At 46.8% G+C, this 13,142-nt stretch carries 10 protein-coding genes, 1 tRNA gene and 1 CRISPR repeat array; of the genes, 9 read left to right on the top strand and 2 right to left on the bottom strand.

Annotated features, from left to right (window positions below; all coding sequences use genetic code 11):
* Genes QUB04_RS00590 through QUB04_RS00580 form a run of 3 tightly spaced genes read left to right on the top strand, consistent with a single transcriptional unit; the run spans position 1 to position 1,430 of the window.
* Positions 1-663, top strand: coding sequence for a phage tail protein (locus tag QUB04_RS00590; protein ID WP_333279928.1), 663 nt, complete (start codon positions 1-3; stop codon positions 661-663).
* A gap of 51 nt (positions 664-714) precedes the next feature.
* Entirely contained in the window at positions 715-1,014 is a 300-nt protein-coding gene (locus QUB04_RS00585) for a hypothetical protein (RefSeq protein WP_333033220.1), read from the top strand.
* Positions 1,011-1,430, top strand: a complete 420-nt coding sequence (locus tag QUB04_RS00580) for a PIN domain-containing protein (protein ID WP_333279926.1) — start codon at positions 1,011-1,013, stop codon at positions 1,428-1,430. The genes QUB04_RS00585 and QUB04_RS00580 overlap by 4 nt, the downstream gene beginning before the upstream one ends.
* Before the next feature lie 13 nt (positions 1,431-1,443).
* Here QUB04_RS00580 and QUB04_RS00575 read toward each other — a convergent pair whose 3' ends face one another.
* On the bottom strand, positions 1,444-2,517 hold the full coding sequence (locus QUB04_RS00575) for a DMT family transporter (RefSeq protein ID WP_333279924.1): 1,074 nt from the start codon (positions 2,515-2,517) through the stop codon (positions 1,444-1,446).
* A gap of 269 nt (positions 2,518-2,786) precedes the next feature.
* Between QUB04_RS00575 and sppA the strand changes: the two genes are divergently transcribed.
* The 4 genes from sppA to QUB04_RS00555 all read left to right on the top strand — a co-directional run bounded on the left by sppA (position 2,787) and on the right by QUB04_RS00555 (position 5,104).
* Complete coding sequence (gene sppA, locus QUB04_RS00570; RefSeq protein ID WP_333037394.1) at positions 2,787-3,605, top strand: signal peptide peptidase SppA; 819 nt, start codon at positions 2,787-2,789, stop codon at positions 3,603-3,605.
* Positions 3,606-3,744: 139 nt separating this feature from the next.
* Complete coding sequence (gene aroH / locus QUB04_RS00565; RefSeq protein ID WP_333279922.1) at positions 3,745-4,152, top strand: chorismate mutase; 408 nt, start codon at positions 3,745-3,747, stop codon at positions 4,150-4,152.
* Positions 4,153-4,380: 228 nt separating this feature from the next.
* The gene (locus QUB04_RS00560; RefSeq protein ID WP_333279920.1) at positions 4,381-4,770 is read left to right on the top strand and encodes a DUF433 domain-containing protein; all 390 of its coding nucleotides are present in this window, start codon (positions 4,381-4,383) and stop codon (positions 4,768-4,770) included.
* The gene (locus tag QUB04_RS00555) at positions 4,757-5,104 is read left to right on the top strand and encodes a type II toxin-antitoxin system PemK/MazF family toxin (RefSeq protein ID WP_333279918.1); all 348 of its coding nucleotides are present in this window, start codon (positions 4,757-4,759) and stop codon (positions 5,102-5,104) included. Before QUB04_RS00560 ends, QUB04_RS00555 begins: the two co-directional genes overlap by 14 nt.
* 511 nt (positions 5,105-5,615) lie before the next feature.
* Positions 5,616-8,894: direct repeats of the CRISPR family, unit length 36 nt; unit sequence GTCTCCTTTACCACTTCCCCGCGAGGGGATTGAAAC.
* A gap of 721 nt (positions 8,895-9,615) precedes the next feature.
* Here QUB04_RS00555 and crtR read toward each other — a convergent pair.
* Positions 9,616-10,506: a beta-carotene hydroxylase gene (gene crtR, locus QUB04_RS00550; protein WP_333279916.1), complete on the bottom strand. Its 891-nt coding sequence runs from the start codon at positions 10,504-10,506 to the stop codon at positions 9,616-9,618.
* A 432-nt stretch (positions 10,507-10,938) separates the two neighbouring features.
* On the opposite strand from crtR, the gene pyk reads away from it, so the two are divergent.
* On the top strand, positions 10,939-12,726 hold the full coding sequence (gene pyk, locus QUB04_RS00545; RefSeq protein WP_333279914.1) for a pyruvate kinase: 1,788 nt from the start codon (positions 10,939-10,941) through the stop codon (positions 12,724-12,726).
* Positions 12,727-12,820: 94 nt separating this feature from the next.
* Positions 12,821-12,892 (top strand) — tRNA-Thr (locus QUB04_RS00540).
* Positions 12,893-13,142: the final 250 nt, after the last annotated feature.

Below are 13,142 nucleotides of genomic sequence, written 5' to 3'. Positions count from 1 at the left end.
ATGATTAGTTTTGGATTGATTGCAGAGGGACTGACTGACCAAATTGTAATAGAAGATATTTTAGCTGGATATTTTAAGAGTGCATATATAGAGGTGACACCTCTTCAGCCAAAAAGAGATAAATCCAAAACCGGCGGCTGGACTCTAGTATTTGATTATTGTAGGTCAAAAAAATTTCAAGAAGCATTTCAATTTATTGACTATATCATTATTCAGATAGATACGGATGTTTCAGAAGATTATGGTGTAGCAAAACAAGATGAAAACGGTGAGTTTACTCCCCAGCAGTTAATTGCAAAAGTTATTGAAAAGTTTAGAAATGCGATCGGCGATAATTTTTACAGCAGATATCAACAACAAATTATATTTGCCATCTCCGTACATTCTATTGAGTGTTGGTTGCTGCCCCTGTATTATACAGACAAGAAGAAACAAGCTAAAGTTAAGAACTGCCTCGATACTTTAAACCTGCAACTTGCGAAAAAACATAAGTTTACGATCGACGCTAATGCTAAAAATCCTGAATATTATCGAGTAATTTCAGAACAATATCGCAAGCATAAAGTTTTGATGAAGCATTACGCAGAAAATCCCAGTTTAAAAACTTTTATAGAAGAGATTCAAAGCAGAGGCATTAAGAGTGGTGATGAAGAGGAGTGGTAATGAAACAGGTTATTATGTCATATAATAGAAACATAGTTATCGGAGATTACCATGCAAGCATACAAACTTAGAGGTAAAATCGATGCAACTGGCAACTTGGTAGTTGTGGAACCCGTGAATATGCCGCCGGGAGATGTAGAAATCATCGTCTTGCAGCTACCTGATACGGTTAAACAAGCCAGCGCGTCAGAAAATGCGATCGCACCTGAAGCACCTCAAAAAAAGTTTAAAACTAACGTGAAGGCATTTCAAGGTTTATTCGATCGAGATGCTGTACCTGAACCGCTGGATTTTGACGATCCAGACAAACAAGCAAAATGGGAATATTTAAAGGAAAAACATAACTTGTGAAAATCCTGATAGACACCAATATAATAGTAGATGTTGCGCTCGAACGAGAACCTTTATTTGCTGAGAGCGATCGCATTTTAACTTTTGTTGAAGAAGCACAAATTCAAGGCTATATTTCAGCATCAACTTTTAGCGACCTTTACTATATTATCCGCAGAGACAGAGGCCGCGATTGGACGCTGGATTTTTTGCGGCAGCTAGCCACATTTTGTCAAGTCGCAACAGTAGATAACTCAGTTATTTCAATGGCATTAACTTGCAACTTCAAGGATTTTGAAGATGCGATTCAGTACAGCACTGCTGTAATCAATCTAATTGATGCCATTGTCACCCGCAACCCGCGAGATTTTCCGGTTACTACTCCTAGGATTGTAACTCCAAATCAGTTAATTCAAGAATTAACCAATTCTCCCTAAATTTCTCAAAGCGCTAAACTTCTGATTCCAATTCGCTAACCCGCAACTGCACGGGTAATTCTACAGAATTCAACTCAGACGACTCTAATAATCCTGTTGCTTCAACTTCTGCACTCGCTTCACCGTGCCGCACTTTCTTCAATTTCTCACCCAAAGTATCCCGCTGATTAATCAAATAAATACTCACCAAAGTCAGCCCGACTCCCATCGATTGCAGCGGATTCAACACCTCGCCCAAGAACAAATTGCCGAATAGCAAAGCAAATACAGGCGTAAGAAAGGTAAGAGAACTTAAACTTGTTAAACTGCCACTCGAAGCAAAATAAAAGAATAAACCGTAGGCGATCGCACTTCCGAACACAGTAGAATAACCTAACGCCATCCAGCCGGAAAAATCGATATTCACAAACTGATCAGACTCAGTTGCAGCCGAAATTGCCAACAGCGGCAAACCGCCCAAAATCATGTGCCAACCAGTCGCCACCACCGGGTCAACATAACGGCAAACCCAGCGCACCAAAACCGTACCCACAGCCATCGACAAAGCAGCCAACAGCATCAACCATTCTCCACCCTGAAACAACTGTTCGATTCCCGCAGAAACCTCCCTGTTTTCAGGATGAAAAAGCCCCAAAATCCAGCCATCAGGCAACCCGATCAAACTAATTCCAGCAACGCCAATAACTAATCCCAACCAGCCCCAAAAACCAATTTTTTCTTGAAACAGCCACAAACATAAAATCGCCACAGCTAGCGGCTGAGAATCAATCATCACCGAACCCAAACCCGCACCGGTTCTCGCCAAACCTTCGGCTAAAAAGCCTTGAAACAAAGTAGCGTCAACCAAAGCAAACAGTGAAATCCACAGCCAAGCTTTCCAACCCTGCGGCTGCGGTTTTCCCATCAGCGCCGCCGCCAACAGCACCAACACGCCCGCAGGTACTAAACGCACGAATGCCACAAACAGTGGCGTTGTGTGCGGCATCACCCCCTTCATCGCTACCATTGCGGTTCCCCACAGGAAAAACGGCGCAATTAGCAACAGCGGGGCAAAAGGCAGTTTTGAATCGGTAAGTTTTAGCTGCATGGGGAGGGCTCCAGATAATTGATGAGATTGATTCTCGTGGGGATGATGTAGTTTTGTTAAGCAATTTTTACAATTATATATTGGTGTTGAGTTAAATGCGATCGCACAAATCTCGGTCATTATGAACAGGCAAGATGCCTGTTCCACAAAATCAAGGTGGAACAGGCATCTTGCCTGTTGCGAACACAGGCACAACATCTACCCCGATGAATAAGGCACACTATAAGAAGTTAGCTACAAAAATCCGTAACATTGCCTGTACACTGCCCATGATTTGGCCATTCAAGCCCCGCTACCGCAAACAAATCGCCCGTATCGAAATCACCGGAGCCATTGCCGGAGAAACCCGTAAACGAGTCCTAGAAGCTCTCAAAACCGTTGAAGAACGCAAATTTCCCGCCTTGCTGCTGCGGATAGACAGCCCCGGCGGCACTGTGGGCGATTCCCAGGAAATTTACAGCGCCCTCAAGCGTTTGCGCGAAAAAGTCAAAATTGTTGCCAGTTTTGGCAATATTTCAGCTTCTGGCGGAGTTTACATCGGCATGGGAGCCGAGCATATCGTTGCTAATCCCGGTACAATTACCGGCAGCATTGGCGTGATTATCCGGGGTAACAATCTAGAACGGCTGTTAGAAAAAGTAGGCGTTTCTTTTCAGGTGATTAAATCGGGGCCGTATAAAGATATCTTGGCATTCGATCGCGAATTGACCGATCCGGAACAGCAAATTCTGCAAGACTTGATCGACACCAGCTACCAGCAATTCGTGGAAACCGTTGCGGAAGCCCGAAACTTGGGTGTTGAGAAAGTGAAAAGTTTTGCCGACGGTCGCGTTTTTACTGGTCAGCAAGCCTTAGAATTGGGTTTGGTCGATCGACTGGGAACAGAAGAGGACGCTCGCCGCCTTGCCGCCGAACTCGCAGGCCTCGACCCGGAAAAAACCGAGTCTTGCACGCTAGAAAAACAAAAACCTTTCCTAAATCGTGTCTTGGGGAGTAGTCTGGATATATCCGGGCTTTCAGCTTACAATAATTTGCTGGAATTCGAGCTTTCTACTAGCGGTTTGCCGCTGTGGATGTATCGCCCGTGATTAAATAGTCAGTTGGCAGTGGACAGTAGTCAGTTGGCAGTGGTAATTGGTAATTAGTAATTAGTAATTGCAACTAGCAACTGACAACTAGCAACTGACAACTAACAACTGACAACTGACTACTGAACAACTGACTAATATGGAGGAATTTTGCGTGGATTGGCAAGTGCGGGGGATTCGTGGGGCTACTACTGCTAGCGAGAATTCGGTGGCAGCAATTCGAGAAGCGGTGAGAGAATTATTAGATGAATTAGAAGCAAAAAATGATATAAATCCAGATTTAATTATTAGTGCTACGTTTTCTGCTACTCGTGATTTAGATGCTGTGTTTCCGGCTGCGATCGCCCGCGAACGTCCTCACTGGTGTAATGTTCCTTTGTTGGACGTACAGCAAATGCACGTTGAGGGTGCTTTGGAACGCTGCATCCGGTTTTTAATTCACGTTAACTGGCCGGCACATACTGAAATTTATCATCCTTATTTGCGGGGAGCTCAAAATTTGCGCCCGGATAGGAATTTAGCGGTGGCGGTGGCTGGGGAAATTTAGACTTGGCGATTGTGAATGTCGATCGCCCCGACAACTCAAAAAGTCAAACACTCGTAGACTCACGGGCCCCCAGAAACCGGGTTTTTTCCTCAGAAGACGCCCTACAGCCGACGAAAACCGCAAAAACCCGGTTTCTGGGATTTTGTCGCCCCGACAACTCAAAAAAGGCTCTCGTCGGATTTGACTCTCTTTCTTGTTGACAAATTGCAGGTTAAATGAGGATGTTTTATGAATAGAACAAACTTACTATCTCGAATCTCGATCGATCCCAATATCGGCTATGGTAAACCCTGCATTCGGGGACATCAAATCTGGGTTTCTGTGATTCTAGATTGCCTAGCTAGTGGCTCGACTATTGAGGAAATAATTCAGCAGTATCCTAGTATAGGGCGAGAGGATATTCTTGCTTGTATTGCCTATGGTGCTGAAATAATTGAGCGAAATAGCGAACCTCACCAGTTAGTAAGTCTCAAGCCCGATCGAGTGATTTATGCCGAGTTTTCAGAAATGGCAAACGATCTAGAATATCAAGCAGAAGCTTTGGCAATTTGTCAAGAATTTGAGACAGCCGACTGGGAAGCATTGCTAATAGGTGAGTCGGAATATGAGACGCGGTGAAGTTTATGATGCTGATTTTGAACCTGTTCAAGGTTCAGAGCAAGGAGGGACTCGCCCAGCGATTATTGTTAGCAACGATTCGATAAATGCGTCGAGTCAAGTTGTGCTTGTGGTTCCTTGTACCACTTATCGCCCACCACGCCGCATTTATCGGAGTCAGGTACTGATAATTGCTCCTGATGGAGGATTCGATCGAGACTCAATAGCACTTGGAGAGCAAGTTCGCGCTTTGGCGAAAAGTCGCCTTTTACGTAAACGCGGGACACTTTCTGAGTCTACTGTGGTGCAATTGGATAGCGCTTTGTCGATCGCCTTGGATTTATCTAATCAATAGACTTGGCGCCTGTGAAAGTCGATCGCCCCGACAACTCCAAAAGTCAAACATTCCTAGACTCACGGGTTCTGAGAAACCGGGTTTTTTCCTCAGAAGATGCCTTACAGCCGACGGAAACCCCAAAAACCCGGTTTCTGGGATTTTGTCGCCCCGACAACTCAAAAAAGGCTCTCGTCGGATTTTACTCTCAAGGGGTTGACAAGTTGCAGGTTAAGGTGTATGGTGAGTTTGCGAGTTGCAAAGCTCGATCGCTCCAGAACGTTGAAAATTGCATAGTTTTTTTTTGGATCTGCGGCTAGTTTCAGTGTCGCAGATCGGCAATCGACGCACCTCGGGCGATCGGCAAAACCCTGATTTTTTCGTTGGGGTGCGTCGATTACTCTGATACCAAGGGTTACGGCTTGCAAGCAACTGAGCTTATTGCAGGTTTTAGGGTCTTATTGACAGGTAAAAAATGGTGCGTCGATTTGAGGCTTGAAACCCTTTCTGGGTAAGGCTCCCTGGCCGAAGAGTCTCCTTTACCACTTCCCCGCGAGGGGATTGAAACGCCTGCATTGACACCTTAAGTCTACAGAAAGACCAGTCTCCTTTACCACTTCCCCGCGAGGGGATTGAAACATTTTTGCAACGCACCCTGAAGTTTTTTAAACTTGTCTCCTTTACCACTTCCCCGCGAGGGGATTGAAACACATGCTAGACTAGGTAACTAGAACTAGATGTCTAGTCTCCTTTACCACTTCCCCGCGAGGGGATTGAAACGCTCATTCTCGAGCCCATGCTGGGCACCCTCTTCAGGTCTCCTTTACCACTTCCCCGCGAGGGGATTGAAACCTCATTGCATCCTCTATAGATTCAATAGTTTCGTTTGAGTCTCCTTTACCACTTCCCCGCGAGGGGATTGAAACTGTTCGTTTACCACGGAGCAGTGATTTGTATCACTCGGTTTGACCGAGTAAAGTCTCCTTTACCACTTCCCCGCGAGGGGATTGAAACAATTGTTCGTCGCGGTTTAGCTGCTACTTTGTGTACTGTGGTGTCTCCTTTACCACTTCCCCGCGAGGGGATTGAAACGCTTAGAAAAACTTGAGTAACTAATGCTGCTTCAGTCTCCTTTACCACTTCCCCGCGAGGGGATTGAAACTTAAACTGTTCAAAGCTTAGGTTGGCTTGATTGGCAAGATGTCTCCTTTACCACTTCCCCGCGAGGGGATTGAAACCAGTGAGTAAAATATCATGAGCGTTGGTGTCGGCATTATGTCTCCTTTACCACTTCCCCGCGAGGGGATTGAAACGCAAGGACTTCCCCTCACCCTCGGTTCCGTAAACTGTCTCCTTTACCACTTCCCCGCGAGGGGATTGAAACTCTGTTCCTGGTACCTAAATAGCGAAAGTGCTATGGTCTCCTTTACCACTTCCCCGCGAGGGGATTGAAACTTAACGCTCAGACTGTTGTTAACAACAACGGTTCTGCTCCTGTGTCTCCTTTACCACTTCCCCGCGAGGGGATTGAAACAGCTTGGAGGTCTTCCTTCAAAGTGGCTGGCACAATTGGGTCTCCTTTACCACTTCCCCGCGAGGGGATTGAAACTTCCAAGCGGCAAGCCATCGTACTCTTGTTGGCAGCCAAGAGTCTCCTTTACCACTTCCCCGCGAGGGGATTGAAACAGTATAGCCCCACCGATTTATATCAGTTAAGCTTTGCGTCTCCTTTACCACTTCCCCGCGAGGGGATTGAAACCCTTGTATAACTCGAAAGTGAGCTTCGCAAGGTATTGTCTCCTTTACCACTTCCCCGCGAGGGGATTGAAACTTCACACAATTCGACCATAGTTTTCGTTTTTAGTAGTGTCTCCTTTACCACTTCCCCGCGAGGGGATTGAAACTTCTTCTTACCCAAATTATTCAGAGCTACAATATTGTAGTCTCCTTTACCACTTCCCCGCGAGGGGATTGAAACAAAAAGCTAATTCTTATGCGGCGGCGTTCTTTGGTCTCCTTTACCACTTCCCCGCGAGGGGATTGAAACATTTTGTCATATTCTACATACCTTGGTTATTTGACCGTCTCCTTTACCACTTCCCCGCGAGGGGATTGAAACGCTTGTGTTGGGGTGCAAGGATTTAAATCCGGTGCAGTCTCCTTTACCACTTCCCCGCGAGGGGATTGAAACGGTTATAAATGGGGTAATTTGGAAACTAGACGATACCGTCTCCTTTACCACTTCCCCGCGAGGGGATTGAAACTTCAAATTGCTGGGTCTCGTGACTCCAAAAAGTCTCCTTTACCACTTCCCCGCGAGGGGATTGAAACTTTAAGCCTCTCCATATCTTCCTGTTTGATTCCCTCGTCTCCTTTACCACTTCCCCGCGAGGGGATTGAAACTTTTTTTGCCATCGCTACCAGTGCCCGACATGATTGCGTCTCCTTTACCACTTCCCCGCGAGGGGATTGAAACGTACCATTGTCCTTCATAACTTTGAAGATAAAGTATTGTCTCCTTTACCACTTCCCCGCGAGGGGATTGAAACGTTACAGTATAATCTAAAGATTTATACCATTTCAGTTGTCTCCTTTACCACTTCCCCGCGAGGGGATTGAAACCTTGTGTTAGCTCCTCGAATTTTTTCTGCTGAGTCTATCTCGTCTCCTTTACCACTTCCCCGCGAGGGGATTGAAACATTCCTAGAGATAGGATACCGCTGAATAAAGCTGGATTAATGTCTCCTTTACCACTTCCCCGCGAGGGGATTGAAACCATTATTCCGGCTGCGTTTGGCGAGTAACCAGTTTCGTGTCTCCTTTACCACTTCCCCGCGAGGGGATTGAAACACTGTTGGGGCCTTCCGACCCTGCCATACAGATCATCGTCTCCTTTACCACTTCCCCGCGAGGGGATTGAAACGGTCTGTGTAACTCTCTACTATTGTAAAAGCGGCTAAGTCTCCTTTACCACTTCCCCGCGAGGGGATTGAAACTTTACCGAAGGCACGGCATGTCTGCGAAGTATTGACAGTCTCCTTTACCACTTCCCCGCGAGGGGATTGAAACTTTTTCCTGAGACACACATATTGTCTCCATCTTCCCATTCTCGTCTCCTTTACCACTTCCCCGCGAGGGGATTGAAACATTACGCGAATCTCCGCCGTCTTTATTGCTGCTGAGAGAGTCTCCTTTACCACTTCCCCGCGAGGGGATTGAAACCTCTAAACCATTGACACTAATAGTCTTAAACATTCCGTCTCCTTTACCACTTCCCCGCGAGGGGATTGAAACTTTTGGCTTGATGCCTTGCACCATATATTTCCTTGGAAATGTCTCCTTTACCACTTCCCCGCGAGGGGATTGAAACACTTATCACCTACTGGGTCTATTTGTTTTTTGTTTCTTGTCTCCTTTACCACTTCCCCGCGAGGGGATTGAAACTTACTAGCTAGGAGCTTGTAAAATAGGGAAGTTTTGAGTCTCCTTTACCACTTCCCCGCGAGGGGATTGAAACTAAAATTACCACCATCTTTCAAGTACATTTGAGCTTGGTCTCCTTTACCACTTCCCCGCGAGGGGATTGAAACTACTTGAGCTGCATTGCTTCCCAGTTCTGTTGCAAGTGTCTCCTTTACCACTTCCCCGCGAGGGGATTGAAACATTTCGGTATCGGTTTGGATATTCCGATCAGTCGCAATGGTCTCCTTTACCACTTCCCCGCGAGGGGATTGAAACTTGCGGATGTACCAAGAAATAAAGCCATGATCGTTTCGTCTCCTTTACCACTTCCCCGCGAGGGGATTGAAACCACATCTGCTGGAAATTTTTCCATTTCTTTGCAACGCCAGAATTTATGCACTCCGACGAAAGAAACCGGGTTTTTTACCGAATCTGTGGACTACAACCACATAATTTTCGTAAAAAAACCCGGTTTCTGGGCCCCTACTTAGCTTCTTTACCACTTCCCCAAGAGGGGATTGATATCAAATCCCGTGGCATCGGAATTAATCTTACCCACAGTCAGGAGACGGCAGTACCTTTCGTCGTGTCAACTTAAGGTAAAACCGATAGTCCGTCAGGGGTTGAAACCCCTCCCTCAAAGTGAAAGTCCTCTAAAAGAGGACTAATGAGTTCTTCAGTCCTCTTTTAGAGGACTTTAGCTATGAGACAGGGAATTCATTCCCTGGCGGAGTGCCGGGTGGGAGGAGTGGCGGCAGCGCCTTTGGTAGTGTCAACTTAAGGTAAAACCGATAGTCCGTCAGGGGTTGAAACCCCTGCCTCAAAGTGAAAGTCCTCTCAAAGAGGACTAATGAGTTCTTCAGTCCTCTTTGAGAGGACTTTAGCTATGAGACAGGGAATTCATTCCCTGGCGGAGTGCCGGGTGGGAGGAGTGGCGGACTAAAAGCTTAAGTTGACACCACCAAAGGCAGTGTCGTTTCCCTACTCAAACCATTACCCCCAATTGCATTTGCCTTCTTCCTTCTGCCATACAAAAAAAACCCGGCCTCTCAAAGAAACCGGGTTTTTTGTCAATCAGACGCTTTCTTGTGATGCAGCCTAATCCCTAAAAAAATGTCATATATAAAACTCCAAAAGTCCTTTTTCCCTTCCAATATTCCCAAAGTTTGAGGAGAACCTTTCTCATCCAACAGCGGCTTGACAGCCTCATAAGCAGGCTTGTAATTGTACCAAGGAATAGAAGGCCACAAGTGATGAATCAGATGATAATTCTGCCCCAAAATCAAGATATTTAGAATAGGACTAGGATATACTCTGGCATTTTTCCAACGATCGCGATCGTGAAACGGACGGTGCGGCAAATAATCAAAAAATAACCCCAACGCCAACCCCACCACCAAAGCCGGAGAAAACCAAAAATTCAGGACGTAACCTAAATGGTCGTACTGAATCGAGATATAGACGATCGCGATCACAAACAAACGGCTGAGAAACCATTCCAATAATTCGTATTTCCGCCACAGCTTGCGCTTAAAAAAGAAAATCTCGTGGTAAAAAAACCTCGCAGCAATCAACCACAAAGGCCCGCCGGTCGAAACATAATGGTCTGGATCGTTATCTGGGTCATTAACGTGGGCGTGATGCTGCATATGTACCCGCGTAAACACCGGGAAAGCAAAACCCAACATCAGCGCGCTACCGTGTCCCAAAATAGCATTGATCGTCCGATCGCGATGGGCTGCATTATGAGACGCATCGTGAATCACAGTTCCAGCCATGTGCAAAGCCAACACGTTCAGCGAAAAACAGCACCACTGCGGCCATCCCCAGCACCAGAAACCCAAGTTAGAAATCACGAGAATCGCTACTGAACTCAAAAACAGCAGCAGTGTCGGATTAAAGTCACCGGGAGGACTCAGAAACTCTTTCGGCACTGTCAGCGGCCGTCCTGCCTCCGACATCTTTGTTAGCACTCCATAATATTTCACACTTGCGTAGTATAAGATACAAGCCTCTAAATAGTAAACTTTTGTGAAATAACTGTATCTAATCTCGATCGCCCGTCGTCTGCATATAAATCAGAGTTTGTTGCTTGGCAAGCTTACCGATGTTACATTCGCACAACGCTCTTGGGAAACCAACAAAAATGAATGGGTATATCTGTATATTTGTCAAGGCCTAAATCTAAAGTTATTTTGAAGAAAAGCCGATCGAACAGAAAAGATTACCGATCGGTAAAAAGTCAGATATTCTATATATTGTTCAATACCTACTTTTTTGACGACTATCAAAATTTTTAAGACTTCAGACTAGCGTCATTGCTTGTAGTGCAAAGAAGAAACGTTAGCCGAAATTTAAACAAGAAATCCACCTGCCTCCCCAGAACACCGCTGATGCAATTGCCAAAAGCCCTACGCCGGACTAAAATCGTCGCCACCATTGGCCCAGCAACTTCCGACCCACAAGTGCTGCGCCAGCTTATAGAAGCAGGTGCCACAACTTTGCGACTCAACTTTTCCCACGGAACAGAAGAAGACCACCAGCGCAGCATTCGCTTAATCCGGCAAACATCCTTTGAACTCAACCAGCCGGTAGCCATCCTCCAAGACCTCCAAGGCCCGAAAATTCGTTTAGGGCGCTTTGAGACAGGCTCTATAGTTGTCAAAAACGGCGATCCTTTCATTCTCACCAGCCGCCAAGTTCCCGGCACCGAGCTCATTTCTTCCGTCACCTACGACCCCCTAGCAGACGAAGTTCCAGAGGGAGCAGTGATTCTGCTAGACGACGGCAAAGTGGAAATGCTGGTGGAAAAAGTAGACCGCGCGGCGCGGGAATTGTACTGCCGCGTCGTCGTCGGCGGGCCGCTTTCCAACAACAAAGGCGTGAATTTTCCGGGAGTTTACCTGTCAATTAAAGCGCTGACAGATAAAGACCGCAAAGATTTAATGTTCGGCCTCGACCAAGGTGTCGATTGGGTGGCCCTGAGCTTTGTGCGAAATCCCCAAGATGTGCTCGAAATTAAAGAGCTCATTGCTAGTGCGGGCAAGCAAGTACCGGTGATTGCCAAGATCGAAAAGCACGAGGCGATCGAACAAATGGAGGAAATTCTCACCCTTTGCAACGGCGTGATGGTCGCCCGCGGCGATTTGGGAGTGGAACTACCCGCCGAAGACGTGCCGATTTTGCAAAAGCGGCTGATTGCTACGTCCAACCGCCTGGGTATTCCGGTAATTACCGCTACCCAGATGCTCGACAGCATGGTCAACAATCCCCGTCCCACCCGCGCCGAGATTTCCGACGTGGCCAACGCGATTCTGGACGGAACTGATGCAGTGATGCTGTCCAATGAAACTGCTGTCGGCAAGTTCCCCGTCGAAGCGGTGGCGACGATGGCAAGAATTGCGGTGCGGATGGAGAGGGAAGGAATTAAGCGGAATATTAGGAATGTAGAAGATATTGGTCGATCGATCCCCAACGGCATCAGCCAAGCAGTCAGCCAAATTTCCGAACAGTTGAACGCGGCCGCCATCATGACGCTGACCAAAACCGGCGCTACAGCCCGAAATGTCTCGAAGTTCCGACCGAAAACTCCGATTTTGGCAGTTACTCCTCACGTAGACGTAGCCCGACAACTGCAATTAGTATGGGGAGTAAAACCCTTGCTGGTGCTGGATTTGCCCTCCACAGGCCAGACATTTCACTCTGCCATGACAGTCGCCCAGGAAAAAGAGTTAGTGTGCGACGGAGATTTAGTGGTGATGACCGCCGGTACTCTGCAAGGGGTTGCCGGATCGACGGATTTGATCAAAGTTGAAGTAGTGACAGCAGTTTTAGGCAAAGGCACCGGTGTCGGTTTGGGATCGGTGAGTGGCCTAGCCAGGGTTGCTCGCACTGCTGCGGATGTAGGCAATTTCCACCCTGGAGAAATTTTGGTAGTGGAACACACAAGCGTCGCTTTTGTGGAGATGATTCGGAAAGCCGCAGGTGTGGTAACGGAGGAGGACAGTTTGACTTCTCACGCCGCGATTATCGGTTTGCGCTTGGGCGTGCCAGTCATGGTGGGCGTAAAGAATGCGACGCGGGTAATTCGGGACGGAACTATGCTGACGCTGGATATGCAGCGGGGTTTAGTTTATTCTGGGGCCAGAGGTGGCTCAACTGACACGGAAGTGACAGTTTAACTGTTGGTGAGCTAGGAGTTGTGGAATTTTGAATTAAATTCTACAACTCGTTGCTTTTTTCGCTTAGGTTGTGCTATAATTCAAAATTGTCTGTGCCGATGTAGCTCAGGGGTAGAGTATTCGATTCGTAATCGAACGGTCGTGGGTTCAAATCCCACCATCGGCTTTAGGGTTTGTCGAGTGTCAAATTATTTGTCTGCGTTGACAGATTGTTGTACTTATTGACAAATTAATACGATCGCTCAGCTTGGGCTGAGGGGAAGTTTGTTGTGCAGGTGTGGTTAGATGTGATTTATGGGCGATCGCGTGAGAGAGTAAAGGAGTAGGGTGCGATCGCTCCAAATGGTAGAGCTTGATATGGAGAGGGCGATCGTATGACTGAAAACAGGTGAGCCTGTGATTCCGGTATGGTTATA

The organism is Microcoleus sp. D2_18a_B4, from assembly GCF_036702475.1.
Lineage (GTDB): Bacteria > Cyanobacteriota > Cyanobacteriia > Cyanobacteriales > Microcoleaceae > Microcoleus.
Note: the sequence above shows the minus strand (reverse complement) of the source record. Positions and strands in the feature narration are given on the sequence as shown.